The following is a 25,282-nucleotide window of genomic DNA, read 5'->3' as shown; positions in this document are numbered from 1 at the left end:
CCCGAATGGTGCCTGTCGCGGCCTTTCGTGTCATGGCCGGGCAAAGTACGGTTCTCCCCGAAAACTCTCGGGAGGGTGACGTGCGTTCACGTTTTGTCGTGCTCGGCGCCGTTGCGCTTCTTGCCCTCGGCGGCTGTGACAAAAAGGACAAATCGGCCGATGAGGCATTGGGGCCGGTGGATTTCGTCGAGCAGCCGGCCGCCTCGGCCGGGGGCGCCTGCATCCTCTGGGATTACGACTTCATCAAATCCAAGATCGGGATCAAGTTCGAGGTGGCCGCGTCCGACCAGGTCGACGACACGTCCACCTGCGTCGTGCAGACCGTCGCCAACGACTACCCCGACCTCGCGTTGAGCGTCGTGGAGAGCACCCAGGCCGACGCGAAGCTGTTCAACTCCGACCTCAAACCGGACAAGTCGACCACGCTCAAGGGGCTCGGTAAGGCCGGTTATCGGCTCAACACGGCCGCCGGCGGTGCGCACGGGCCGGTCATCGAGATCGGCTGGCTGAGCGAGGCCAAGCAGTTGCAGACGTTGCGTTACACGTTCGCCAAGACGGCCAAGGCCGCCGACGTGACCGCCATGAACGCCAAACTGCTCGACCTCGCCAAAGCGATGGACACGACCGCAGGCTGAGCCTTGGTGCTTTCAGTGCGCTGCGACGAAGACCCGGGAAGCCACCTCGCGTGGCAGGCGGATCTTGTCACCCGAGCGGTCTATGGTCACCGCGTCGCGCTCCTGCGCCACGGTCACCGTCGTGCCCGGGTCGATGCCGGCCGCGTGCAGCTGGCGCAGCACGTCGGCGTTGGTCTGCACGCTCTCGCAGATGCGGCTGACCACGACGCTGCCGGTCAGGCCCGGGAAGGCCAGGTTGCGCTCGCCCGTGCTGCTCAGCGACTCCTCGCCCCCGCCCAGCTTGTCAAGACCGGGAATCGGATTACCGTACGGCGAGCGGGTCGGCCGGTTGAGCAGCTCGTAGACCTTGCGCTCGACCGAGTCGCTCATCACGTGCTCCCACCGGCAGGCTTCCTCGTGCGCCTCCTCGTAAGGCATCCCGATGACATTGACCAGCAGCAGCTCGGCGAGCCGGTGCTTACGCATGACGGCCACGGCGGCCACCCGGCCGGCCGCGGTGAGAACGAGGTGACGATCGCCCTCGACGGTGAGCAGCCCGTCGCGCTCCATGCGCGCGACCGTCTGGCTGACCGTAGGACCGCTCTGGTGCAGGCGCTCGGCGATCCGAGCACGCAGCGGCGGGACACCCTCCTCCTCGAGCTCGAGGATGGTGCGGAGATACATCTCCGTAGTGTCGACAAGATCATTCAAGGTGCGGCCCTCCCAAGCAGCGATATTACCTCGTTACCAGGGCTTGACAGCGGTGCCTCCGCACGCACCGTGGGAGCATGACGGGCATGGCTGACCGGACGACTGCCGTGGTGTGGGATCGGGCCCTGCTCGACTACGACATGGGTGACCACCCGCTCAACCCGGTGCGGGTCGAGCTGACCATGGCATTGGCCCGTGAGCTCGGCATCCTGGACCGGCCCGGGGTGCAAATGATCACACCTCGACCGGCGGGCGAGGCGGATCTGCTCCGTGTCCACCATCAGGACTACCTCGACGCCGTCCGGCTCGCCCCCGCCGACCCGTTCTTCCGCGGCTGGGGTCTGAACACGGACGACAATCCCGTCTTCGACGGAATGCACGAGGCATCGGCCAAGATCTGCGGCGCCAGCATCGCGGCGGCCGAGGCCGTCTGGCACGGTACGGCGTTGCGAGCGGTCAACGTGTCCGGCGGCCTGCACCACGCGATGGCGTCCCGGGCGGCCGGATTCTGCGTCTACAACGACCCCGCCGTCGCCATCGCCCGGCTCCTCGACCAGGGCGCCCAGCGGGTGGCCTATGTGGATGTCGACGTGCACCACGGCGACGGCGTCCAGGCCGCCTTCTACAACGACCCGCGGGTGCTCACGATCAGCCTGCACGAGACGCCGCTCGCGCTCTTCCCCGGCACCGGCTTCGCCGACGAGACCGGCGGCCCGGATGCGGCCGGCACCGCGGTCAACGTGGCACTTCCGCCCGGCACCGGCGACGCGGCCTGGCTGCGCGCCTTCCACGCCATCGTCCCGTCGGTGCTCCGCGCCTACGCCCCGGAGATCATCTTCAGTCAGTGCGGCGCCGACGCCCATCGCCTCGACCCGCTCGCCGACCTGCGCCTGACCGTCGACGGCCAGCGCGCCACCTACCTGGCCATGCGCGACCTGGCCGACGAACTCTGCGACGGGCGCTGGGTCACTTTCGGCGGCGGCGGATACGCGCTGGTCGAGGTGGTGCCGCGGGCCTGGACGCACTTGCTCGCGGTCGCCACCGGCGATCCGCTCGACCCGGCCGTCGCGACCCCGGCCGCCTGGCGCAAGCTCGCCGCCGAACGCTGCCCGCGCGGTGTCGTGCCGGCCACGATGACCGACGGCACCGAGCCCGAGGCCCAGACCTGGGAGCCCGGCACCACCCCCGACGCCGTCGACCGGGCCATCCTCGCCACCCGGACGGCGGTCTTCCCGCTGCACGGCCTCGACCCCCATGACCCCCGCGACTGACGGAGCGCGACATGGAGAAGAACGCGGACGTACTGCTCTCCGACGGCACCGCCGTCCACCTGCGGCAGATCCGTCCCCAGGACGCACCGGCCATCGTGGATTTCCACTCCCGGATGAGCGACCGCACCCGCTACCTGCGCTACTTCTCGCCCTATCCGCGGATTCCGGAACGCGATCTGAAGCGCTTCGTCAACGTCGACCACCAGGACCGCGAGGCGTTCGTCATCGTCAGCGGCGCGCAGATCACCGCGGTCGGCCGCTACGAACGGCTCGGCGCCGACGCGCCCGAGGCCGAGGTCGCGTTCGTGGTCGAGGACGCCCACCAGGGCCGCGGCATCGGGTCGGTGCTGCTCGAACACCTCGCCTCCGCCGCCCAGGAGAACGGGATCACCCGCTTCGTCGCCGAGGTGTTGCCGGAGAACGGCGGCATGCTCCGCGTCTTCAGCGACTTCGGCTACCAGGTGCAGCGCAAATACGCCGACGGGGTGGTGCACCTCGAATTCCCGATCGCGCCCACCGAGAAGTCCCGCGAGGTGCAGGAGTTCCGCGAGCACCGCACCGAGGCGCGGTCGATCGCGCGGCTGCTCGCCCCGCGCGCGGTGGCGGTCTACGGCGCCAGCGCCAGCGGTCAGGGCATCGGCGCGGCCATGCTCGGCCACCTGCGCGACGGCGGCTACACCGGGACGATCATCGCGGTCAACCCGCGGGCCAAGCGGGTGGCCGGCCTGCCGGCCTACAAATCGGCGGCGGACGCCGGGGTCGACGTCGATCTCGCGCTGATCGCGGTGCCGCCGCGCAGCGTGCCGGTCGCGGTGGCGGACGCCGCCGCCAGCGGCGCCGGTGGGGTGGTGGTGGTTTCGGCCGGCTTCGCCGAGGCCGGTGAGGCGGGCGCCGCCGCCCAGCGGCGACTGGTGGAGAGCGCGCATGCCGCGGGGTTGCGCGTGGTGGGGCCCAACAGCATGGGGATTGCCAACACCGAGCCGGGTGTACGCCTCAACGCGACGCTCGCGCCCCGACTCCCGGCGGCCGGCCGTGTCGGGTTCTTCAGTCAGAGCGGGGCGCTCGGGGTCGCCCTCCTGGCCGAGGCCGACCGGCGTGGCCTCGGGCTGTCCAGCTTCGTGTCGGCCGGCAACCGGGCCGACGTCTCCGGCAACGACCTTCTGCAGTATTGGCGGGACGACCCGGGCACCGACGTCGTGCTGCTCTACCTGGAGACCTTCGGCAACGCCCGGAAGTTCGCCCGGCTCGCCCGGCGGATGTCCCGGGTCAAGCCGGTGGTCGCGGTCGCGTCGGCCACCCGGCCGCCCGGCCTCTCCGGCGGCCTGCCCGGGCCGGACGCGCACGCGGTCACCGCCCTGTTCGCCCGCTCCGGCGTCATCCGGGTCGACACCGTGCAGGAGATGTTCGACGTCGGGCTGCTGCTCGCGCATCAGCCGCTGCCGTCCGGGCGGCGGGTCGCCGTGGTCGGGAACTCGTCGGCGCTGTCCCAGCTGGCCGTCACCGCCTGCCGCGGCAACGGGCTGACCGTGGCGGACGGCTACCCGCACGACATCAGCCCCGAGGCGGGGGCGCACGACTTCGCCGACGCGCTGGCCGACGCCGCCGTCGACGACCGGGCCGACGCGCTCGTGGTGGTCTTCGCGCCGCCGCTGCCGGGCCAGCTCCCGGACGAGGACGCGGACTTCGCGGCCGCCCTGGCCAGCGTCGCGCTGGCGGGGGAGAAGCCGACCGTGGCCACCTTCCTGCTGGGCAACCTGTCGTCCCGGGTGCCGTCGTATCCGTCGGTGGAGGAAGCCGTCCGGGCTCTCGGGCGGGTCGCCACCTATGCGGACTGGTTGCGGCGCCCGCCGGGTGTTATTCCGCTTTTGTCCGACGTGGATCCGTCCGCCGCCGATCTCTCCGGGCCACCGTCCTCGCTGCTCGCGGCCTATGGGATCGCGGTCGAGCCGTCCACGCTGTGCAGCTCGCTTTCCGCGGCTCTCTCGGCCGCGGGCTCGCTCGGGTATCCGGTGGCGCTCAAGGCCGCCGGCGGAGCTTTGCGGCATCGCATCGACCTCGGGGCCGTCCGGCTCGCGTTGGCTGACTCCGACGACGTTCGTGCCGCTTACGATGATTTGTCCCGAAATTTCGGGCGGGACGTTCTCGTGCAGAGCATGGTGGCCCCCGGGGTGGCCTGCACCGTCGAGGTCATCGACGATCCCGCGTTCGGTCCGGTCGTCGGGTTCGGGCTCGGCGGGGTGGCCAGCGAGTTGCTCGGCGACCTGGCCTGGCGGGCCGCGCCGCTCACCGACCGGGCCGCCGAAGCCCTGGTCGACGAGCCGCGGGCGGCGCCGCTGCTGCACGGCTACCGCGGGTCGGCACCGGTCGACCGGGACGCCCTCATCGACCTGCTCCTGCGGGTCGGGCGGCTCGCCGACGACCATCCGCGGCTACGCTCGCTCATGCTCAACCCGGTCCTCGCCCGGCCGGACGGCATCTCCGTGCTGCACGCCGCCACCGAGATCGGCCTGCCCGCGTCCCGGCCGGACACCGGCCCGCGCCGCCTGCGCAACCCGTGAGAAGGTCTTTTCCGTGCGTGCATTGGTGCAGACCGTGAGCCAGGCGAGTGTGACCGTCGACGACGAGGTGGTCGGCAAGATCGAGGACGGGCTGCTGGTCCTGCTCGGCGTCACCCACGACGACACCGCCGCCACGGCGTCCGAGCTGGCCCGCAAGACGTACGACCTGCGCATCCTCGACGACGAGAAGTCCGCCTCCGACATCGGCGCGCCGCTGCTCGTGGTCAGCCAGTTCACCCTCTACGGCGACGGCCGCAAGGGCCGCCGCCCGACGTGGAGTGCCGCCGCCCCCGCCCCCGTCGCCGAACCGCTGGTGACGGCGTTCGTGGAGGCACTGCGGGCCCGGGGCGCCACGGTCGAGACCGGGCGCTTCCAGGCCCACATGCTGGTCTCCAGCGTGAACGTCGGGCCGCGCACGCTCCTGCTGGAGCTCTAGGTTCGTCGCGTCAGAAGAACAGGCCGCGGCGCTGGGCCGACTGCCGCAGCCAGTTGTCCAGCTGGCCGGCCCAGTCGACCTGGTCGACGGTCGCGTAGTCGACGTCGAACCGGCCGAACGCGTCGTGCCCCTCGCTGAGGAACCCGCCCCGCTTGTCGATCTCCAGGACGACCTGCAGGCGCTGCGGCGTCGCGATGAACGTCAGCTCCAGCTGGTTGATCCCGCTCGCGTACGCCGACGGCGGGTGGAACTCGATCTCCTGGTAGAACGGCAGCTGCTGATCCACCCCGTACACCCGGCCGCGCTCGACATCCGCCCGGCTGAACCGGAAGCCCAGCCGGAGCAGCGCGTCGAGCAGGCGCTCCTGGGCCGGCAGCGGATGCACCGCCACCGCGTCCAGATCTGATTTGTCCACCGCCCGGGCCACCTCGAGCTCCGTGGACAGGCCCATCGTCATGCCGTGCAGATGCTGCCCGTACACCTCGGTGATCGGCGTCTCCCACGGCACGTCGAACCGGAACGGCACGTCATGCCGGGCGTTCGGCTCCAACCGGAACGAACCGGTCAGCCGCTGCCGGTGGAACTCCTGGTCGGTGTTGTACTCGCTGTCGCCGCTCTCCACCTCGACCCGGGTCATCAGGCCGACCGCCAGGTACTCGACATCGACCGCGTGGTCGCCGCCCTGGACGTGCACCTGCCCCTCCAGGAAGCCGCCGGGCCGGCAGTTGGGGTTGGTCAGCACCGTCTCCACCGACGGGCCGCCCACACCGAGCGCCTGCATCATTCGCTTGAAGACCATCGAACCGAATCCTCCTAAGGAGCGTTTCAGAAACACTATCGGCGCTCGACAACACCCCAGAACCGGCATTCCGCCCACGTGTCGGCTTGGCGACCTCAGGGTTCTCCCTGATTCATGCCACCTGGACGCTTGCCTCACCTCCGCTTAACGCGTCCCGGGCCAAGCTATCGATCACCGGAACGAATGCGGCTGGGACGCATACGACGGTTACCAGCGGGGAGGGGACTGAAAGGTGGTCCTGCAGATGATGAAGACGGCGGATGACACCAACAGCATGACGGACGGTGTCGAGCTCCTGACCGACCTGGACGCGACGGACGAGCGTGGCGTCTCCGCGGATCTGGTCCGCGCCTACCTCAACGGCATCGGTCGCACTCGCCTGCTGACCGCCGTCGAGGAGGTCGAACTCTCCAAGCGCATCGAAGCCGGCCTGTACGCCGAGGAGAAGCTGGCCGGTGCCGGCGACGACCTCACACCGCTCCTCCGCGTCATCATCGCCGAGGGCAAGGCCGCCAAGAACCACCTGCTCGAGGCCAACCTCCGCCTGGTGGTCAGCATCGCCAAGCGGTACACGGGTCGTGGCATGGCCTTCCTCGACCTCATCCAGGAGGGCAACCTGGGCCTGATCCGGGCGGTCGAGAAGTTCGACTACACCAAGGGCTACAAGTTCTCCACGTACGCCACCTGGTGGATCCGGCAGGCGATCACCCGGGCGATGGCCGACCAGGCCCGCACGATCCGCATCCCGGTCCACATGGTCGAGCAGGTCAACCGCATGGTCCGGGCCCGCCGCGACCTCGCCGCCACCCTCGGCCGCGAGCCGAGCATCGCCGAGATCGCCACGGCGATGGCCGTCCCCGAGTTCCAGGTGATCGAGCTGATCTCCTACGACCGCGAGCCGGTCAGCCTCGACCAGGCCGTCGGCGAGGACGGCGAGAGCGCCCTCGGTGACTTCGTCGCCGCGGTCGACGCCAACAACCCGGCCACCACGGTCGGCCAGGGCGAACTTCGCAACGAGGTGGAAATCGTCCTCGCCACCCTGTCCGAGCGCGAGTCGGCGGTCATCCGCCTGCGCTTCGGCCTCGACGACGGCCGCCAGCGCACCCTCGACGAGGTGGGCCGCGAGTTCGGCCTGAGCCGCGAGCGCATCCGCCAGATCGAAAAGGTAACCATGCTGAAGCTCCGCGACCCGGAGCGCGCCTCCCGCCTGGAGGCCTACGCCGGCTGATCCCGGCCAGACAACCCGATCCGCCCGGCGGCACCTCCCCTACCGCCGGGCGTTTTGGCGCCTGCCACCCGTTGCCTGCCACCCGTCGCCGGCCGGCGGGCGTCAGGCCGCGGTCCGCACCCGAGCGGTGGCCGCATCGATCATCGCGAGCTCGTCCGGCGACATCGTGAGCTGCCGGCGCCGGAAGGCCGCCGCGTCGTCGAGCAGCCGGAGCGGATCCCCGGGCGCCAGCTCCAGGAACAGGTCAACCATGGCGCCGGCCTCGGTGCCCAGCGGATGCTCGATCGACCCGATCGCCACCTGAGCGAGAATCAGCGCGCTGAGCGCCGTGTCCAGGTCTCCCGGCCCATCACCGGCGTTGCACCAGTCGATCACCACCGGCCCGCGCCGGGTGAGCAGCACGTTCTCCGGATGCAGATCCAGATGAACGATCGTGTCCCCGCTCGTGCCGCCGCGGGGTGGCAGGTCGTGCAGCCGGCGTAGCAGGTCGGCCAGGATGGCGACGCCGTCCGGAATGGACAGCTCGCCGGTGAGCGCCGCCTGCGCCAGGGTCGGCCCGTCCAGCCGCTCCATGACCAGGTCGGTGCCTGCGGCGGCATACACCTCGGGCACCGGGAAGCCGAGCCCGCCGACATACGCCATGACCTCGGCCTCTCGGGCCACGTCCATCCCGGTGCGGTAGCGCCGCAGAACCCGGTTCCCGTCCAGCGCGAACACATCCGCCTCGCGCCCCGCGGCGAACAGTTCCAGATCCGTCACCCGGCCGACGGTAGCGTCCGTCTCCCCGTCAGTCGACCGCGTTGCTGCTGGCGTCGCTCGTGTACCCGTCGACCGGCGTCTCCATCGCACCCGTGGTCGCGTCACCGGTGGTGGTGTTCGCGTCCTGAAGCTGGTCGACATCGGTGCCCGCCGCGAGCGTCGCTGCACACCCACCGCCGGCCCGATCGAGCCGCCGGCGCCGTGTCTCCCGTTGACGCGTCGAGGCATGATGCCCGGGTGCGGAAAGCGATCATCTTCGACCTGGACGGAACGATTCTCGACACCGAGACACCCGAGTTCGTCTCGTGGCAGGAGGTGTACTCCGCCCACGGCGTGCCCCTCGACCAGGCCGTGTGGGCGCAGGCGATCGGCACCACCGACTCGGGCTTCGACCCGTACCGCCACCTTGAGACCCTCATCGGCAACCCGATCGACCGGCCGTCGATCCGCGCGGCCCGCCATGCCCACTTCGACCGGCTGATGGCGGCCGCCGAACCGCGCGCCGGCGTCGTCGCCTGGCTCGACGAAGCCCGCGACCTCGGCGTGCGGATCGGGCTGGCCTCCAGCTCGGGCATCGTCTGGGTGTCGCGCTTCCTCGACGCACTCGGTCTGCGCGACCGCTTCGAGGTGCTGGCCACCCGGAACCGGGTCGAACACAGCAAACCGGCCCCTGACCTGTACGAACTGGCCGTCGCCGAACTCGGTGTGCAACCCGGCGAGGCGGTGGCGGTCGAGGATTCGCCGAACGGCGTGCTCGCCGCGAAATCAGCCGGCCTGTACTGCGTCGCCGTGCCCAACCCGATGACCGCCGGCCTCGCCCTGGACGGCGCGGACGTCCGGCTGACGTCGCTGGCCGACCACCCGCTCCGCGACTTCCTCAACGCCTGACCACGCACCGGCCGTGGCCCGCCCGTCTGCCGCCGGCCGGTCGAACGAGGAGATCGCCGCCGGGCTTCACCTGAGCATGGCGACGGTCAAGACCTACGTCGGGCGCCTTCTTGCCAAACTGGGCGCTCGCGATCGGGCTCAGCTGGTGATGATCGTCTACGAAACCGGGGTCCGGTGATGTCGCCGTGCGGATGGGGGTGGGCGTCTGGACCGGGGCTGATGGGTTAGCGGCAAGATAGGGGCATGACGCTCAGCCTGCCGATCGACGCCGAGGCCAACAAGCTGCTCTCCACCGATCCCCTGGCGCTGCTCATCGGCATGGTGCTTGATCAGCAGATCCCGCTGGAGAAGGCGTTCAGCTCGCCCTGGGTGCTTGCTCAGCGGCTCGGGCATGCACCTACCGCGGTCGAGTTGGCCGAGTTCGAGCCGGAGGCGCTGGTTGCGATCTTCGCTACGCCGCCGGCCCTGCATCGGTTCCCCAAGGCGATGGCGGCCCGGGTGCAAGAGGTGTGCCGGGCGCTCGTCGAGGAGTACGACGGGGAGGCCGTCGGTCTCTGGTCGGGGGCCGCGGATGGCAAGGAACTGCTCAAGCGGGTGGCGGCGCTGCCGGGGTTCGGTAAGCAGAAGTCGCAGATCTTCGTTGCTCTGCTCGGCAAGCAGTACGGGGTGCAGCCGGAGGGCTGGCGGGAGGCGGCGGGCGGCTACGGCGAGGCCGGCTCGTTCAAGTCGGTGGCCGACATCGTCGACGGGGAGTCGCTCGGCAAGGTGCGCGCCTACAAGAAGGAGATGAAGGCCGCGGCCAAGGCCTGACGCCCCGCCGTCGGTGTGGGCCGGTGGTGCTGATTCAAGGTGGTGCATTTTGCCTCGGCGGCGTCGCTGACGGTGCCAGGATTTGCGGGTAGGCGGGGGAAGTTCAGCGTCACCTGATCGTGGGTGGGCGCAAAGCGGCTGCCACGACGCTGGGCCAGGGATGCGGTGTTCCCCGAGGACTCCGGTGAAACTGGCGTGCGCGGCACGGTCGGGCACCGCCGATGCAAGGGGAGATCACCCCGATGCCCTTGACCGCGAGTTCCTCGAACGGGCGTGCCGATCATGGCCGAGCGGGTCGATCGACGGCCGGTTCGGCCTCCGGCCGCCCTGCTCGTGGCGGCGAAGGCCAAGCCCTCCGATCGGCTCGCGGCGGGGAGGGCCACGCCGGAGGGCTCGCTCGTGATGGGGAAGGTCACGCCGGGCGGCTTGGCCGCGGTGGGGAAAGCAACGCCGGTCGGTCGGCTCGTGATGCGGACGGGCAAGGTGGGCGGTCTTCGCCTGGTGGGGACACCGAGGCCGGGCGGCGGCGGGCTCGGGCTGTTGCCAAGCAGCAGCAAGCCGCTGAGCGGATCGCGTCGGCCACCGCCGAGATCTCCGCGCAGAACGCGCAGGCCGCCGAGGCCTCGCGGCAGCTCACCGAGTCGATGCAGCAGATTTCCGCGGGGGCTGAGGAAGCGTCCGGTGCCACCCAGCAGAGTCTGGCCGCGATGAACCAGGTCGAGGAGCGGATCGAGAGTCAGGAGCAGATCACCCAGCAGGTCGCCGAGCTCAGCCTGGCCCTGCAGAACCTGCTGAACGAGACCCGCGGCGGCATCAACGGGCTGCTCGCCAACGTCGAGAGCGCCGCCAACCGGCAGACCGCCTCCGTCGGCACCATCACCGAGTTGGAGAAGCAGGCCGACGAGATCGGGGAGATCGTCAAGACCGTTGCGCACATCGCCGACCAGACGAATCTGCTCGCCCTGAACGCGGCGATCGAGGCGGCCCGGGCGCGGCAGCACGGCAGAGGGTTCGCGGTGGTCGCCGACGAGGTGCGCACGCTCGCCGAGACCAGTGAGCGCAGCGCCCGGCAGATCCGGGACCTGATCGACGAGGTGCGGGCGGGCGTCACCGACATCGCCACGGGGGTGCAGTCGTCCGCCGAGCGGGCCCGGGGCGAGGTCGTGAAAGGGCGGAGCATCGCCGCTCAGCTGGAGACGATCCGGGGCGACATGGGCTCGATCATGGAGGGCGCGGCCGAGATGGCGGTGGCCGCCCAGCAGGTCAAACAGTCCACGGCCGTCGCGAAGACCCGTTCCGAGGAGATCGCGGCGGCGGCCGAGCAGCAGTCCGCGGCCTGCGAGCAGTCGCTGCAGACGGTCAGTGAGCAGACCCAGGCGTTGCGGCAGAGCGAACTGGCCGCCGAGCTGCTCGCCGAGATCGCGGAGAGCCTGCGCGGCAGCGTCGACATCGCGGAGAACGCCGACGACGTGGCCGGCGCGGCCGAGGAGCTGTCCGCCGCGGTGGAGGAGATCAACCGGGCGGCGGGGCAGATCGACACCGCGATCAACGAGATCGACACCGGGGCGCGGATGGCTGCCGAGAAGGGGCTGCAGACCGCCGAGGAGATTGCCCGGATCGAACAGGGGGCGCAGCTGTCGGAGGCGCGCGGCGGTGCCGCCGTGATGCGGGCCGATCAGATTCTGGCGCTGCTGGTCACCAACAAGGCCGCGGTCGGGTCGATGATCGAGGCGATCGGCCGGGCCGCCCGGGAGGGCATCGAGAACGTTCGCAAGGTCACCGCGCTCGAGCAGATCTCGCGGCGGATCGACAAGATCGTGGACGCGATCGCGACCCTCTCGATCCAGACGAACATGCTGGCCGTGAACGGTTCGGTCGAGTCGGCCCGGGCCGGCGAGTTCGGCAAGGGCTTCGCGGTGGTGTCGACCGACATCCGCAGCCTGGCGCGCGACTCGGCCGACAACGCCGACCGGATCAAGGACCTGGTCAAGTCGGTGCAGGACCGGGTCGTGCAGGTGCGCTGGGATCTGGAGGGGACCAGCCGGGAGGCGCTGGCCGAGGTGGAGGCGGCCAAGGTCACCACCGCCCGGCTGGAGGAGATCGAGCGGGACATCCGGCAGGTCCGGATCGGTAACGACGAGGTGCGTACGTCGGCGCAGCAGATCGCCGCGGTGCTGGCCGAGGTCAAGGCCGGCCTGGAGCAGATCGCCACCTCGGCCGACCAGGCCGAGCAGCTGGCCGGTCAGGCGTCCACCGCGGCCCGCGAGCAGGCGATGGGTGCCGAGGACCTGGCCGCCGCCATCGAGGAGATCGCGGCTCTCGCCGATGAGCTCCAGATCGCCGGCTGAGGCACGCGGATGGTCGTCGACGAGGACGAGAGCGACACGCTCGAGCTGGTCAGCTTCGCGGTCGGCGGTCAGGAGTACGCCTTCCCGATCGACCGGGTGCAGGAGATCGTCCAGGCCCCGGAGTCGGTCCGGCACGTGCCGAGCGCGGACGACCGGCTTCTCGGCATGATCGACCTGCGTGGCCGCCTGCTGCCGGTGGTGAGCATGCGCCGCATGGTCGGCCTGCCCGTCGCCGGCCCGCGGCCACCGAACCGGATCGTGGTCGTCTCGCTCCCCGGCCGCGGAGCCGTCGGCGTCGTGATGGACACCGTGCGCGAGGTGCTGCGGGTCCCGCGCCGGCTGGTCGCCCCGCCGCCGCCGTTGCCGGCGGGTGACGGCCGGCCCGGCGAGATCGATGCGGTGTGCCGGCTCGACGACGGCGATCGCCTGGTGTCGGTGCTCAGCGTGGACCGGATGTTCGCCCAGGTCGCCGGCCAGCCGGGCGGCGAGGAGCCGGGCGCGGAGCAGCCGAGCGCGGGGGAACCGGCGCGGACGACCGAGAACCCGGACGACGAGGAGATGTTCGTCGTGTTCCGGCTGGCCGGTGCGGAGTACGCGGTCGACGTCGACGCCGTGCAGGAGATCATCCGGGTGCCGGACGTCCTGATCCGGGTGCCGCGGACCAGCGATTTCGTCGAGGGCCTGGTCAACCTGCGCGGAACGGTGCTGCCGGTGGTCGACCTGCGGACCCGGCTCGGCCTCCCGCGCACCGCCTCGGACGACCGCCGGCGCATCGTGGTGCTGACCCGCGGCAGCGTGCGCACCGGTTTCGTGGTGGACGCGGTGGCCGAAGTCGCCCGGGTCGGCCGGCACCTGCTGGAGCCGGCCCCGGAGTTGACGGCCGGCCAGGCCCGGATGGTGTCGCGGGTGGCCAACCTGGCGGCCCAGCAGCGCCTGCTGCTGCTGGTGGAGCTGGACCAGTTGCTGGCCGTGCCGGAGACCAGGGCCCTGGACGAGGCTCTTGCGAGCATCTGAGGCGAGCGACAGTGACCACCTCGGTTCTGGTCGTCGACGACTCGGCGCTGATGCGCCGCGCGCTGCGGACGATCCTGACCGGGCCGGGCCCGGCCTGGAACGGCGAGTTCGAGGTGCACACCGCGCGCAACGGGGCGGACGCGCTCGACCAACTGGGTCGACTGCGGCCCGACGTGATCACGCTGGACCTGACCATGCCGGTGATGGACGGCCTGTCCTGTCTGGCCGAGATCATGGCGCGGCAGCCCACCCCGGTGGTCGTGGTGTCGTCGCTGGCCGAGCGGTACACGCAGGTCACCGTGGAGGCTCTGGAACTGGGGGCGGTCGACTACGTGGTCAAGCCGGGCGGGACGGCCTCGGCGAACCTCGAGGAGGTGGCCGGCGAGCTGGTCACCAAGGTCCGTGCGGCCTCTTGCGCGCACCTGCGGCGGACGGCTTCGGGGCGTACGCCGAAAATGCCGTCGCCGATTCGCGGCACCGCGCCCCCGGGTGGGGTGGATCTGCTCCTGATCGGTTGTTCGACCGGTGGCCCGCGACTGCTCAGCGAGCTGTTGCCGCAGCTCCCGGCGTCGCTCGGCGCGCCGGTCGTGGTGGCCCAGCACATCCCGGCAGCGTTCACCGGCCCGCTGGCCCGCCGGCTCGACGAGCTCTGTGCGCTGCGGGTGCACGAGGTCAACCGGAGCATGGCGGTCCGGCGGGGACACATCTACCTGGGCCGGGGCAGCGCCGACGTGGTGGTGGCCCGGCGTACCGACGGCCTGATCGTGAAGACCGTGCCGTCCGGCGCCGACTACAGCTGGCACCCGAGCGTGTCCCGGCTGGTCGCGACGGCCCGCCGGCACTGCGACCCGGCCCGGCTGGTCTGCGCGCTGCTGACCGGGATGGGCGACGACGGCGCCGCCGAGATGACCGCCGTGCACCGGGCGGGTGGCCGCACCATCGCCGAGTCCGAGGAGACCGCGGCGATCTGGGGGATGCCGGGGGCGCTGGCCCGGCGGGGTGGCGCGAGCGTGGTGCTGCCGTCGTACGCGATCGCCTCCCGACTGGCCGACTGGGTCCGTTGAGCGAGTACTGAGGGGAAGGGGAAACCGTGGGACTCGTCCGCCGCAGTGCGGAACCGATGCCGGAACCGCCGGCCGTGTCGGCCGACGACCTGATCCGGCAGCTCGACGATGCCGACCCGGAGGCGCGGCGGGTGGCGGCGCTCGGCCTGGAGGGGGTGGCCGGCGCGGTGGAGCCGTTGCTCGACCGGGTCGGGGCCGAGGAGCAGCCGGCCGTGCGGGACGCCATGCTCACCACCCTCGCCGGGCATGACACCGACCGGGTCGCGGCCGGGCTGGCGGTGCATCTGGCCAGCGAGGACGCCGGGTTGCGAACGGCGGCGGCGGAGGCCCTCGCGGCCATGCCGGTCTCGGTGCCGGCCCTGGTTCCGCGGCTTCTCGAGGACCCCGACCACGACGTACGGATGCTGTGCGCGCGGGTGCTCGCCGATCTGCCGCACCCGGAGGCCCTCACCTGGCTGGCCGTGATGATCAAGGACGATCCGCACCCGAACGTGGTGGCGTCGGCCATCGACGCGCTGCTCCCGTCGCTCGGCCCGGAGCACGCCGAGCTGCTGCAGCGGGCCGTGCGCCGCTTCCCGGACGACCCGTTCCTGCGGTTCACCGTCGAGGCGGCGCTGCGATGACCTCGGCCGCCACCGGTACCGGCCTGGCCAAGGCCGAGTTCGAGAAGATCCGCGAGTACTTCTACCGGCGCACCGGCATCCAGTTCGCCGATTCGAAGCGGTACTTCGTCGACAAACGGATCGAGCATTGCGTACGCGCGGCCGGCTTCGACACGTTCGCGGCCTGGTTCGGTGCGCTGCGGACGGGGGACCGGCCGGGGCTGCTGCCGGAGCTGATCAGCCAGCTCACCGTCAACGAGACGTACTTCCTGCGCGAGGACTACCAGTTCGACGCGCTGCTGAACTCGGTGCTGCCCCGGGTCCTGGCGGCGCGCGGCGGCCCGGACCGGATCGCCGGGCCGGTCAAGATCCTCTCGCTGCCCTGTGCGAGCGGCGAGGAGCCGTACTCGATCGCGCTGCGCCTGCTGGAGGAATGGCCGCACATCGACACCGTGGATGTGGAGATTCACGGCGCGGACATCGACGGCGAGGTGCTGGAGCGGGCCCGGCATGCCAGTTACGGCGAGCGGTCGCTGCAGCGGGTGCCGGCGCCGTGGCTGGCCCGGCATTTCAGCCCGGTGGGGGCCGGGCGGTACCAGATCGACGACGGCATCCGGGAGGCGCTCACGCTGCGGCAGGTGAACGTCTGCGACACCGCGGCCATGCGGTCCTTCCGCGACTTCGACGTGGTGTTCTGCCGGAATGTGCTGATCTATTTCGACGACCTGTCCAGCCGCCGGGCCGCCGAGAACCTGTACGGCGCGATGCGGCCCGGCGCGTACCTCTTCCTCGGGCATTCCGAGTCGATGAGCCGGATTTCGCCGATCTTCACCCCGACCCGCCTGCCGGAGGGCATCGTCTATCAACGACCGACCGGAGCGAAGCGATGACCGAGACGCAGCCGAAGGTGCTCGTCGTGGACGACGCCGCCACAGTGCGGGCCTACCACAGCACCCTGCTGACCGAGGCCGGCTTCCGGGTGGTGCAGGCGGCGAACGGCCTGGAAGCCGTCGAGACGGCGCTGACCACGCCGTTCGACCTGTTCGTGGTGGACGTGAACATGCCGAAGATGAACGGCTACACGTTTGTCGAGACACTGCGCTCGGACACGGTCGGCACCCCCGCGCCGGTCGTCATGATCAGCACCGAGGACCGGCCCGGGGACGCCGACCGGGCCTACGCGGCCGGCGCCAACCTCTACCTGGTCAAGCCGGTGCCACCCGAGCGCCTGGTGCGGATCGCGAGGCTGCTGACGGCGGATCGGGTGGCGGCCCGGTGAACGCGTTGCTCGCCCAGTTCCTGGCCGAGGCGGCCGACCTGCTCACCCAGATCGACGAGGGCCTGCTGGAGCTGGAACGTACGCCCGGTGATCCGGAACTGATCAACGACGTGTTCCGGGCGGCGCACACCCTGAAGGGGTCCTCCGGGCTGTTCGACTTCCCGGAGCTGACCCGGCTCACGCACGCGGCGGAGGACCTGCTCGACGCGGTGCGCGCCGGCGAACTGCCGCTGGACTCGGGGATGACCGACGACGTGCTGGCCGCGTTCGACCTGATCCGCGGCTGGCTCGCGCACGTCACCGGCAGCGAGTCCCTGCCACCGTCCGCGGCGGCGGACGCGGCCGTCCTGATCACCCGGCTCCGGACGCCGATCGGCGGCGAGGCCGCGCCCGAGCCGACGACGGTCGAGCCGGGCAGGGTTCCGGCCTGGCTCGCCTACGTCGACGAGGAGTGGCTGGCCGCCACCGCCGCCTGGCTGCGCACGACCTCTTCGCAAATGCGTTTTGTCCGGTACGTACCTGATTCCGGCTGCTTCTTCCGTGGCGAGGACCCGCTGCACCTGATCCGGCAGGTTCCGGCCCTCGCGCACCTGGACGTGATCGAGCCGATCGAATGGCCGGCGGACCACGACGAATACGCCTGCCTGATCGGCTTCGTCTTCGCCGCCCGGGCCGGGGCCGGCGAGATCGGCTACCTGTTCCGTTACGTGGGCGACCAGATCGAGGTGGCCGACCTCGACGGCGACGCGATCCAGCGCTACCTGTCGGGCGAGACCGGCGAAGCCCTCAAGGTTGCCGCCCCGGCCTCCGGGGACGACCCGGACCTGGTCACCGAGGCGCGAGCGGTGCTCGCCGCCGCCCTGCACGCCCTCACCACCAACCCGACCGGCAGCGCGCACCTGATCTCGGTCGCGAACGCGATCACCAACGCGGCCCACGTCCTCGGCGACCCGGTCGAGATCCGCGAGCCCGACGTGGTCACCCTCACCGCGACCGTCACCCGGCTCCTCGGCGACACCCCGCCGCCGGAAGAGCCGGAGGGGCCGGGCTCGGTCGACGACGGCGGGCAGGTCGGCAGCCGCATTCTCAAGGTCGATCAGGCGAAGGTCGATCACCTGATGGAGCTGGCCGGCGAGCTCAACGTGGCCAAGAACAGCCTCCCGTTCCTGGCTCGGGCGGCCGAGGAGGAGTTCGGCAGCCGGGACCTCGCCCAGCGGATCAGGGACCAGCACGCCGGCCTGCACCGGATCGCCGAGGACCTGCGGGCCGCGGTCATGGACATCCGGATGCTTCCGCTGTCGGTGGCGTTCGCCCGGCTTCCGCGCATGATCCGCGATCTGGGCCGGCGGCTCGGCAAGGACGTCGAGCTGGTCGTCACCGGCGACGACACGATGGCCGACAAGGACGTCATCGAGGCGCTCGCCGACCCGCTGATGCACCTGGTGCGCAACAGCCTCGACCACGGCGTGGAGCCGCCCGGCGAGCGGCGGGCGGCCGGGAAGCCGGCCACCGCCCGGATCACCCTGGACGCGATCGCCGACGGTGACGCGGTGCTGGTGGACTTCGCCGACGACGGGCGCGGCGTCGACCCGGCGAGGGTGCGGCGGACGGCGTACGACAAAGGTCTGATCGGCGCGGTGGAATCCCGGAGCCTGAGCGACGCCGACGCGCTCGACCTGATCTTCCGGCCGGGTTTCTCGACCGCCGAGGAGATCTCCGACCTGTCCGGTCGCGGTGTCGGGATGGACGCCGTCCGGGCCGGTGTGGAAAAGCTCGGCGGCACCGTCACCCTGCGCTCCGAGCCGGGTGGCGGCACCTCGATCCGGCTGCGGCTGCCGCTGTCGATGGCGGTGACCCAGGTGATGGTGGTCAGCGTGGGCGGGCAGCGCTTCGGCATCCCGGTCGACCTGGTGGCGGAGTCGGTCCGGGTGCCGGCCGGCGAGATCGGCCGGGTGCTGCACCAGGACGTGGTGGTGCTGCGCGGCGAGGTGATCCCGGTGGTAGATCTGGCCCGTGTCCTGGAGATGCCGTGCCGGCCGGACGCCGCGGCCGATCGGGCGATCGTCATCGCCGGCGTGGCCGGGCAGCGGGTCGGACTGCTGGTCGAGCAGTTCCACCGGGAGGTCGACGTGCTCCTCAAGCCGATGGAGGGCCTGCTCGCCTACGCCGACGAGTTCTCCGGCACCGCGCTGCTCGGCGACGGGCTGGTGCTGCTGGTGCTGAACCTGAAGGAGGTGCTGGGCCTTGCCGCTCGAGTTGGGTGACACCAGCGCGACCCTGACCGGGGTGGTGACCGTCGACGAGGTGGAACCCTTCGCCGCCTGGTTGCGGGGGACCGCGAAGCCCCGGGTCAACCTGCGAAAGTGCAACCACCTGCATACCGGCGCATTTCAGGCAATGATGCGTTTCCGGCCGAAGATCAGTGCGGCACCCGCCGACTCGTTCCTGGCCGGGCTGGTGCTGCCGCTGCTCGAAGGGAGCTCCGGCGCGCCGATTCGACAAGAAAGCGATCCGTCATGACCACCGTCCTGCTCATCGACGACTCCACCACCATGCTGATGAGCCTGAAGCCCATCCTGACCAAGGCCGGGTACGCGGTGGAGACCGCGAACCATGGCAAGGACGCGCTCGACAAGCTCGGTAAGGGCATCAAACCCGACCTGATCATCACCGACGTGAACATGCCGCAGATGGACGGGATCACCTTCGTCCGCGAGGCCCGTAAGGATCCCGGCCTGCGCTTCACCCCGATGCTCATGCTGACCACCGAGTCGGACCAGGCCAAGCGGGCCGAGGCCAAGACCGCGGGCGTCACCGGCTGGCTGGTCAAGCCGGTCGCCCCCGACCAGCTCCTCGGAGTGATCAAGCAGGTCCTCCCCGGTGCCTGACCGGAGGTAACGCCATTGACGCGGGCCTGGCAGTCGGAAGATCTGGTGGCTTACGGCGAAGGTGCCCTCCCGGCCGACGGCCTGCGGGAGAGGATGAGAAGTGTCGAGGAGCTGCGGGCCCGCCATGTCATGGGCCGGCAGCGGACGACGCACGCGACGACCCGATGATCGAACTGTTCTGACGGGGGAGATCGGCATGGCACCGGGCAACGAGTACGGGCAGGACTGTCCCACCGAGGGCGAGGCGGTGTCGGCGCTGGCCGATCTGCTCGGGCACCCGCTCGCCGAGGGCATCTGGGATCTTGCCGCGCGCGAGCTCAACCTGCGCCGCCCGCTCAGCGACCCGGCCGATCTGCGCCGGGTCGCCGAGCACCTGATGACCGTGGGCGATCTTCTCCGGGTCGCCGGACGCTCGACCAAGGTCCGAGTGATCACGTACGAGGCGTTGAGCCGGACGGTGACTTCGTGACGACCGGTTCGGCCCTGAGCGACTACCACCCGGCCATCCGCACGGTGAACCGGTTGGTCGACATCGCCCGGCTCGGACTCGACCGGGAGGCCGAGCGCCCGTTCCTGCGCGACCTGGTGGATCGGGTGGCGCACCGGCTGGACACCCCGTACGTCGTGGTCGACGCCCTGCTCAACGACGCCCAGGTGATCCTGGCCGGGCGCGGTCCGGTGCCGGAGTTCATCCAGCAGGCCGGGGGTACGCCGCTGGAGTGGGCGTTCTGCCAGCCGCTGGTCACCGAGCGGGTGGCCCGCACGATCGAGGACCTGGAGGCCGATCCGCTGTTCCACGACAATCCGCTGGTCACCGTCGCGGGCCTGCGGTCCTACGCCGGAGCGCCGCTGGTGTCGCAGTCGGGTCACGTCCTCGGCGGCCTGTGCGGGCTGGACGTCCGGCCCCGCGCGTTCAGCCCCGGCGAGCTGGCCTTCCTCCAGGCGACCGCCGACGAGGTGGTCGAGCGCTTGGAGGAAAGGGCCGACCGACCCTGATTCGCGCACGAGTGTGCGAACGGTGCAAGGATGAGGGGGTCGATCGGAGTGCCTCACCGTGAAGAAACAGCCGGTCCTGATCACCGATGCCGCCCGCAGTCCGGACGAACAGTTCCGTAGCCGGCAGATCCGCTACGTCACGATGATGAGCGTGCGAGCCGCCTGCCTGATCGCCGGCGCGGTCCTGATCAGCGCTCGTCCGCCATGGCTGGGGTTCTGGCTCATCCTCTGTGCCGCCGGCATGGTCTTCCTGCCCTGGGCGGCCGTCCTCATCGCGAACGACCGTCCGGCGAAGTCCAAGGCCGAGCGGGCCGCGTCGGCCGCCGCCGAGCGGGAGCGCCACCAGGCCGCGCTGGCCGAGCAGCCCGCCGAGGAGATCGAGTATTTGACGATCGACGGCGAGCACTGGGCCGAGCGCGAGCAGCAGCAGCGTTAGGGGCGGGCGCCGATCCGGCTCACCGCTTCGGCGCCGAGTGCGGCGCCGGCCGCGAGGGCGGCCTCCGGCGTGCCGCCGGAACACCAGCGGGCGAGGAGTCCGGCCGCGAAGGCATCGCCCGCTCCGGTGGGGTCCTTTACGGGTACGCGTGGGGAGCGCCCCCGGAAAACCTGACCGTTCCCGGCCCAGCAGGCACCGGCCGCACCCTGCTTGACCACCACCTGAGCCACCCCCGCGGTCAGTCGGACGGCCTGCTCGGCGGGGTCACCCGGACCGGCCAGCACGTCGGCCTCGTCCGCGTTGCACAGCAGCAGGTCGGCACCGCGTACCCAAGCCAGGAAAGCCGGCGCCCCCACCGACCGCAACGGTGCCGCCGAGGCCGCGTCGACGCTCGTCGTGAGACCCCGCTCGGCGGCGGCCGCCAGGGCCGCCAGACCGGCCGCCCGGGACCCGTCGTGCAGCAGCGGATAGCCGGAAAGATGCAGGTGGCGGGCGTCCGACGCGGCGATCGCGGCGACCACGTCGGCCGGATCGAGAAGCAGCGACGCACCCCGATCGGTGATCATCGTGCGTTCGGCCGGCCCGGCCAGCACCACGACGCTGCCGGTCGGCGCACCGCGATGCGCGCGCACCGCACAGCGCACCCCGGCCGCCGTCAGCTCGGCCACCCGGTCCCGGCCGGCCGGATCGTCCCCGACCGCGGCCACCAGGGTGACCGCCTGACCGGCCCGGGCCAGCCAGGCCGCCGTGTTCGCGGCCTGGCCACCCCCGCGCACGGTGATCGAGGCGTTGGTGTCCGACCCGATCTGGATCGGGCCGGCGTGCTCCACCAGAACGTCGGTGACCAGGTCGCCGACAACGATCACGCGGAGAAGCCCAGCGCCACCGGAGCCGGGGTGTGCGCCGCCGCGATCTGCGCGGCCAGCGCCGCGTTACGCAGGATGATCCGCACGTTGACCGCGAGGCTCTGCCCCTCGGTGCTGGAGTGGAAGTGCGACAGCAGGAACGGGGTGACCGCCTTGCCGGTGATGTGCTCCTTGGCCAGCAGCTCCAGGCCCTCGGCCAGGGTGCGGTCGTGCAGCGCGCGGTCGAGCTGCTCGTCGACCGGAAGCGGGTTGGCCAGGATCATCGCGCCGGCCCCGACCCCCTGGTCGGTGCGGGCCCGCATCACGTCGGCGACCTGCTCGGGGGAGTCCAGCTCCCAGTCGATGTCGAAGCCGCCGTCGGTGATGAAGAAGCCCGGGAAGCGCTTCGTGCGGTAACCGGCCACCGCCACCCCGAGGGTCTCCAGGCGCTCCAGGGTGGCGCCCACGTCGAGGATCGACTTCACCCCGGCGCAGACCACCACGATCGGCGTCCGGGCCAGGGTGACCAGGTCGGCCGACTCGTCGAAGGTGACGCTCGCCTCCCGGTGCACGCCGCCCAGGCCGCCGGTGGCGAACACGCCGATCTCGGCGGCCGCGGCGACCGCGCTGGTGGCGGCGACCGTGGTGGCGCCGTCGGCCCGCTTGGCCGCGGCGACCGCCAGGTCGCGGACGCTGAGCTTGGCCACCCCCTCGGCCAGCGCCAGGTGCTCGATCTGGGCGTCGTCGAGGCCGGCGATCAGCTCGCCGCCGATCATGCCGATGGTGGCGGGCACGGCGCCGTTGTCCCGGACGGTCTGCTCGATCTCCCGTGCCACCCGCAGGTTGTCCGGGTGGGGGAGACCGTGGGAGATGATCGTGCTCTCCAGCGCGACCACCGGCCGGCCGTCCCGGCGGGCACGGGTCACGTGCTCGCCGTATCGAATCGCGAAGTCAGTCACGCCAGCTACGGTACGACGCCCGCGGGGCTCGCCGACGTTGGACCGTCTCGGCGTGAGGTGTCAGACTTGCTGGCTGGAGCTTGCATTCCGTCCGCCGCGCTGGGGGCGCCGGCGGTTTTCCTTCTGAAGGGCTGATGTCGTGACCACGCAGATCCTGGAGCGGCCGGAGACCAAGGACGCCGACACCGGGTCGGAGATGTTCCATTACGTCAAGAAAGAGAAGATCGCCGAGAGCGCGGTCATGGGCACCTTCGTGGTGGCCCTCTGCGGTGAGAAGTTCCCGGTGACCAGGACGCCCAAGAAAGGCGCCCCGGTCTGCCCGCAGTGCAAAGAGATCTACGAGGCGATGAAGCACTGAGCTTTCTACTGGTAGGCGACCTGGTCGGCGTCGCGGTCTTCGCCGCCTCGGGCGCGTCGGCCGCGATCGCCAAGCGGCTCGACCTGTTCGGCGTGGCCTTCGTCGGTTTCGTGGCCGCGCTGGGCGGGGGCATCCTGCGCGACCTGGTGATCGGGGCGGTGCCGCCGCTGGCGTTCGCCGACTGGCGGTATGCGGTGACCGCCATCCTGGCCGCGCTCGCCGTCTTCTGGCTGCATCCACAGCTCGCCCGGCTCCGCCGGACGGTGCTGGTGCTGGACGCGGCCGGACTCGGCCTGTTCACCGTCACCGGCACGCTCAAGGCGCTGGACGTCGGCGTGCCGCCGGTCGGCGCGTGCCTGATCGGCATGCTCACCGCGATCGGCGGCGGCCTCGCCCGCGATCTGCTGACCGGGGAGATCCCGGTGGTGCTGCAGCGTGACATCTACGCGATCGTCGCCCTCGGCGGAGCGATTCTTGTCACCATCCTGCGAGAGCTCGGCCTGGCCGGACCGTTGCCGATGACGGCCGCGGCCGTGCTCATGACCGGTCTGCGGCTCGTCGCGCTGCTCCGGCGGTGGTCCGCGCCGATCGCGGTGCCCTGATCGCCGTGTGGATATGCTGGTCGCCGCCTCCGCCCGCGGAGGCGTTTTCGTTCCGGAGAAGATAGGGGATCTTCGCGCGTGAGCCCGCCTTTACCGGATCTGGAGACCTTCCCGCCGCTGCGTGCCTGGCAGCGCAAGGCCCTGGTGGAGTACCTCCGCCGGCGCAGCGAGGACTTCATGGCCGTGGCGACGCCCGGGGCCGGCAAGACCACGTTCGCCCTGCGGATCGCGGCCGAGCTGCTCGCCCACGGCACCGTCGAGGCGGTCACCGTGGTCTGCCCGACCGAGCACCTGAAGACGCAGTGGGCGAACGCCGCGGCCCGGGTCGGCATCCAGCTCGACCCGATGTTCCGCAACTCCGACGTGCACTCGTCCCGCGACTTCCACGGGGCCGTGCTCACCTACGCCCAGGTCGGGATGGCCCCGGCCGTGCACCGCCGGCGCACGATGACCCGGCCCACCTTCGTCATCCTGGACGAGATCCACCACGCCGGTGACTCGCGGACCTGGGGCGACGGGGTCAAGTCCGCGTTCGACGAGGCCGAGCGCCGGCTGATGCTCACCGGCACCCCGTTCCGCTCGGACGACAACCCGATCCCGTTCGTCGCCTACGAGCGCGGCGAGGACGGCCTGCAGCGGTCCCGGGCCGACTCGGTCTACGGCTACTCGGACGCGCTGCGCGACGGCGTCGTGCGGCCGGTGCTCTTCATGGCGTACTCCGGGGAGACCCGCTGGCGCACCAACGCCGGTGACGAGCTCGCCGCCCGGCTCGGCGAGCCGATGACCAAGGACCTGGTCGCCCAGGCCTGGCGGACCGCGCTCGACCACCGCGGCGGCTGGATGCCGCAGGTGCTGCGGGCGGCCGACGCCCGGCTGTCCAGGCTGCGCGAGCACGGCATCACCGACGCCGGCGGCCTGGTCATCGCGAGCGACCAGCAGACCGCCCGGGCGTACGCGAAGCTCCTGCACGAGATCACCGGGCAGTCGGCCGTGGTGGTGCTCTCCGACGACGAGGGCGCCTCCGGCCGGATCGCCTCGTTCGCGCTCTCCGAGGACCGCTGGATGGTGGCCGTCCGGATGGTGTCCGAGGGCGTCGACATCCCGCGCCTGGCCGTCGGCGTCTACGCCACCAGCGCCTCCACCCCGCTCTATTTCGCGCAGGCGATCGGGCGTTTCGTGCGGGCCCGGCGGCCGGGCGAGACCGCCACGGTGTTCCTGCCCAGCGTGCCGCACCTGCTCGGGCTGGCCAGCGAGATGGAGGCGCAGCGCGACCACATCCTCGGCGCGCCGAAGGAGAAGGACGGGCTCGACGACGACCTGCTGGAGCGCGCGCAGAAGGAGGAGGACGCGGCCGGCGAGCTGGAGAAGCAGTTCGAGGCCCTGTCCGCCAGCGCCGAGCTGGATCAGGTGATCTTCGACGGCACCTCGTTCGGCACCGGCGCGCTGACCGGCACCGCCGAGGAGGAGGAATACCTCGGCCTGCCCGGCCTGCTCACGCCCGACCAGGTGCACGTTCTGCTCAACAAGCGGCAGGCGGACCAGTTGGCCGCGCAGAAGCGGCAGAAGGCCGCTGAGCCGGTTCCGGAGCCCCGGAAGCCGGAGGTGGTGCCGATGTCCGCGGGGGAGCGGCGGAACAGCCTGCGGCGCCAGCTGAACACTCTCGTCGCGGCTCACCACCACCGCACCAACCTGCCGCACGGCAAGATCCACGCGGAGTTGCGCCGGCTCTGCGGCGGGCCGCCCAGTGCCCAGGCCACGATCGAGCAGCTGGAGGAGCGGATCGCCACCATCCAGACCCTCTGATTCCACCCGCCATG

The 25,282-nt window shown here is 71.3% G+C and carries 28 protein-coding genes; 23 read left to right on the top strand and 5 right to left on the bottom strand.

What is annotated here, in order from left to right; translation table 11 throughout:
• Positions 1-80 precede the first annotated feature (80 nt).
• Complete coding sequence (locus Adu01nite_RS00565; RefSeq protein WP_239132014.1) at positions 81-635, top strand: hypothetical protein; 555 nt, start codon at positions 81-83, stop codon at positions 633-635.
• A gap of 12 nt (positions 636-647) precedes the next feature.
• On the opposite strand, the gene Adu01nite_RS00560 is transcribed toward Adu01nite_RS00565, so the two are convergent.
• A complete protein-coding gene (locus Adu01nite_RS00560; RefSeq protein WP_203724186.1) occupies positions 648-1,325 on the bottom strand; it encodes an iron-dependent transcriptional repressor DtxR in 678 nt (225 codons plus the stop codon).
• An 86-nt stretch (positions 1,326-1,411) separates the two neighbouring features.
• On the opposite strand from Adu01nite_RS00560, the gene Adu01nite_RS00555 reads away from it, so the two are divergent.
• From Adu01nite_RS00555 to dtd, 3 genes are read left to right on the top strand one after another with little or no spacing between them, the layout of a single operon-like run.
• A complete protein-coding gene (locus Adu01nite_RS00555; RefSeq protein ID WP_203724185.1) occupies positions 1,412-2,596 on the top strand; it encodes an acetoin utilization protein AcuC in 1,185 nt (394 codons plus the stop codon).
• An 11-nt stretch (positions 2,597-2,607) separates the two neighbouring features.
• Entirely contained in the window at positions 2,608-5,154 is a 2,547-nt protein-coding gene (locus tag Adu01nite_RS00550) for a bifunctional acetate--CoA ligase family protein/GNAT family N-acetyltransferase (protein ID WP_203724184.1), read from the top strand.
• A gap of 13 nt (positions 5,155-5,167) precedes the next feature.
• A complete protein-coding gene (gene dtd / locus Adu01nite_RS00545; RefSeq protein ID WP_203724183.1) occupies positions 5,168-5,590 on the top strand; it encodes a D-aminoacyl-tRNA deacylase in 423 nt (140 codons plus the stop codon).
• A 10-nt stretch (positions 5,591-5,600) separates the two neighbouring features.
• Here the strand turns inward: dtd and Adu01nite_RS00540 are convergent, their stop codons facing one another.
• Entirely contained in the window at positions 5,601-6,389 is a 789-nt protein-coding gene (locus tag Adu01nite_RS00540; protein WP_203724182.1) for a sporulation protein, read from the bottom strand.
• A 244-nt stretch (positions 6,390-6,633) separates the two neighbouring features.
• Between Adu01nite_RS00540 and sigB the strand changes: the two genes are divergently transcribed.
• Positions 6,634-7,617, top strand: coding sequence for an RNA polymerase sigma factor SigB (sigB, locus tag Adu01nite_RS00535; RefSeq protein WP_275414609.1), 984 nt, complete (start codon positions 6,634-6,636; stop codon positions 7,615-7,617).
• Positions 7,618-7,719: 102 nt separating this feature from the next.
• Here the strand turns inward: sigB and Adu01nite_RS00530 are convergent, their stop codons facing one another.
• Complete coding sequence (locus Adu01nite_RS00530) at positions 7,720-8,376, bottom strand: phosphotransferase (RefSeq protein ID WP_239132013.1); 657 nt, start codon at positions 8,374-8,376, stop codon at positions 7,720-7,722.
• Positions 8,377-8,613: 237 nt separating this feature from the next.
• Here Adu01nite_RS00530 and Adu01nite_RS00525 point away from each other — a divergent pair, with 237 nt between their 5' ends.
• From Adu01nite_RS00525 to Adu01nite_RS00455, 15 genes are all read left to right on the top strand, one after another.
• A complete protein-coding gene (locus tag Adu01nite_RS00525) occupies positions 8,614-9,264 on the top strand; it encodes an HAD family hydrolase (protein WP_203724180.1) in 651 nt (216 codons plus the stop codon).
• A gap of 13 nt (positions 9,265-9,277) precedes the next feature.
• Positions 9,278-9,442, top strand: a complete 165-nt coding sequence (locus Adu01nite_RS00520; protein ID WP_203724179.1) for a response regulator transcription factor — start codon at positions 9,278-9,280, stop codon at positions 9,440-9,442.
• A gap of 65 nt (positions 9,443-9,507) precedes the next feature.
• Complete coding sequence (locus Adu01nite_RS00515) at positions 9,508-10,074, top strand: HhH-GPD-type base excision DNA repair protein (protein WP_203724178.1); 567 nt, start codon at positions 9,508-9,510, stop codon at positions 10,072-10,074.
• A 644-nt stretch (positions 10,075-10,718) separates the two neighbouring features.
• Positions 10,719-12,422 (top strand): methyl-accepting chemotaxis protein, encoded by a 1,704-nt coding sequence (locus Adu01nite_RS00510; RefSeq protein ID WP_239132012.1) that lies wholly within the window; start codon positions 10,719-10,721, stop codon positions 12,420-12,422.
• A 9-nt stretch (positions 12,423-12,431) separates the two neighbouring features.
• Positions 12,432-13,436 (top strand): chemotaxis protein CheW, encoded by a 1,005-nt coding sequence (locus Adu01nite_RS00505; RefSeq protein ID WP_203724177.1) that lies wholly within the window; start codon positions 12,432-12,434, stop codon positions 13,434-13,436.
• Between the two features lie 11 nt (positions 13,437-13,447).
• Positions 13,448-14,500 carry a chemotaxis-specific protein-glutamate methyltransferase CheB gene (cheB, locus tag Adu01nite_RS00500; protein ID WP_203724176.1) on the top strand — a complete coding sequence of 351 codons (1,053 nt, stop codon included), beginning with the start codon at positions 13,448-13,450 and terminating at the stop codon, positions 14,498-14,500.
• A 26-nt stretch (positions 14,501-14,526) separates the two neighbouring features.
• Positions 14,527-15,123: a HEAT repeat domain-containing protein gene (locus Adu01nite_RS00495; RefSeq protein ID WP_239132011.1), complete on the top strand. Its 597-nt coding sequence runs from the start codon at positions 14,527-14,529 to the stop codon at positions 15,121-15,123.
• Positions 15,120-15,992 (top strand): CheR family methyltransferase, encoded by an 873-nt coding sequence (locus tag Adu01nite_RS00490; RefSeq protein ID WP_203724175.1) that lies wholly within the window; start codon positions 15,120-15,122, stop codon positions 15,990-15,992. Before Adu01nite_RS00495 ends, Adu01nite_RS00490 begins: the two co-directional genes overlap by 4 nt.
• The gene (locus Adu01nite_RS00485; protein ID WP_203724174.1) at positions 15,989-16,381 is read left to right on the top strand and encodes a response regulator; all 393 of its coding nucleotides are present in this window, start codon (positions 15,989-15,991) and stop codon (positions 16,379-16,381) included. The genes Adu01nite_RS00490 and Adu01nite_RS00485 overlap by 4 nt, the downstream gene beginning before the upstream one ends.
• Positions 16,378-18,645: a chemotaxis protein CheA gene (locus Adu01nite_RS00480; RefSeq protein ID WP_203724173.1), complete on the top strand. Its 2,268-nt coding sequence runs from the start codon at positions 16,378-16,380 to the stop codon at positions 18,643-18,645. Before Adu01nite_RS00485 ends, Adu01nite_RS00480 begins: the two co-directional genes overlap by 4 nt.
• Positions 18,626-18,901, top strand: coding sequence for a hypothetical protein (locus tag Adu01nite_RS00475; RefSeq protein WP_239132010.1), 276 nt, complete (start codon positions 18,626-18,628; stop codon positions 18,899-18,901). The genes Adu01nite_RS00480 and Adu01nite_RS00475 overlap by 20 nt, the downstream gene beginning before the upstream one ends.
• Positions 18,898-19,269 carry a response regulator gene (locus tag Adu01nite_RS00470; protein ID WP_203724172.1) on the top strand — a complete coding sequence of 124 codons (372 nt, stop codon included), beginning with the start codon at positions 18,898-18,900 and terminating at the stop codon, positions 19,267-19,269. Before Adu01nite_RS00475 ends, Adu01nite_RS00470 begins: the two co-directional genes overlap by 4 nt.
• A gap of 196 nt (positions 19,270-19,465) precedes the next feature.
• The gene (locus tag Adu01nite_RS00465) at positions 19,466-19,738 is read left to right on the top strand and encodes a hypothetical protein (protein WP_203724171.1); all 273 of its coding nucleotides are present in this window, start codon (positions 19,466-19,468) and stop codon (positions 19,736-19,738) included.
• Positions 19,735-20,265 (top strand): GAF domain-containing protein, encoded by a 531-nt coding sequence (locus tag Adu01nite_RS00460; protein ID WP_239132009.1) that lies wholly within the window; start codon positions 19,735-19,737, stop codon positions 20,263-20,265. Before Adu01nite_RS00465 ends, Adu01nite_RS00460 begins: the two co-directional genes overlap by 4 nt.
• A gap of 58 nt (positions 20,266-20,323) precedes the next feature.
• Positions 20,324-20,701, top strand: a complete 378-nt coding sequence (locus Adu01nite_RS00455; protein WP_203724170.1) for a DUF3099 domain-containing protein — start codon at positions 20,324-20,326, stop codon at positions 20,699-20,701.
• Here the strand turns inward: Adu01nite_RS00455 and Adu01nite_RS00450 are convergent.
• Together Adu01nite_RS00450 and Adu01nite_RS00445 are read right to left on the bottom strand one after the other, a co-directional pair.
• Positions 20,698-21,567 (bottom strand): carbohydrate kinase family protein, encoded by an 870-nt coding sequence (locus Adu01nite_RS00450; protein ID WP_203724169.1) that lies wholly within the window; start codon positions 21,565-21,567, stop codon positions 20,698-20,700. The two genes, Adu01nite_RS00455 and Adu01nite_RS00450, sit on opposite strands and share 4 nt — an antisense overlap.
• The gene (locus Adu01nite_RS00445; protein ID WP_203724168.1) at positions 21,564-22,505 is read right to left on the bottom strand and encodes a pseudouridine-5'-phosphate glycosidase; all 942 of its coding nucleotides are present in this window, start codon (positions 22,503-22,505) and stop codon (positions 21,564-21,566) included. Before Adu01nite_RS00445 ends, Adu01nite_RS00450 begins: the two co-directional genes overlap by 4 nt.
• Before the next feature lie 139 nt (positions 22,506-22,644).
• On the opposite strand from Adu01nite_RS00445, the gene Adu01nite_RS00440 reads away from it, so the two are divergent.
• The 3 genes from Adu01nite_RS00440 (at position 22,645) to Adu01nite_RS00430 (ending at position 25,268) form a co-directional block, all read left to right on the top strand.
• The gene (locus tag Adu01nite_RS00440) at positions 22,645-22,863 is read left to right on the top strand and encodes a DUF3039 domain-containing protein (RefSeq protein WP_203724167.1); all 219 of its coding nucleotides are present in this window, start codon (positions 22,645-22,647) and stop codon (positions 22,861-22,863) included.
• Positions 22,830-23,465 (top strand): trimeric intracellular cation channel family protein, encoded by a 636-nt coding sequence (locus Adu01nite_RS00435; RefSeq protein ID WP_203724166.1) that lies wholly within the window; start codon positions 22,830-22,832, stop codon positions 23,463-23,465. Before Adu01nite_RS00440 ends, Adu01nite_RS00435 begins: the two co-directional genes overlap by 34 nt.
• Positions 23,466-23,543: 78 nt before the next feature.
• A complete protein-coding gene (locus Adu01nite_RS00430) occupies positions 23,544-25,268 on the top strand; it encodes a DEAD/DEAH box helicase (protein WP_203724165.1) in 1,725 nt (574 codons plus the stop codon).
• Positions 25,269-25,282: the final 14 nt, after the last annotated feature.

Origin of the sequence: Paractinoplanes durhamensis (assembly GCF_016862175.1) — a bacterium.
GTDB lineage: Bacteria > Actinomycetota > Actinomycetes > Mycobacteriales > Micromonosporaceae > Actinoplanes > Actinoplanes durhamensis.
This window is presented reverse-complemented; position numbering and strand designations above follow the sequence as displayed.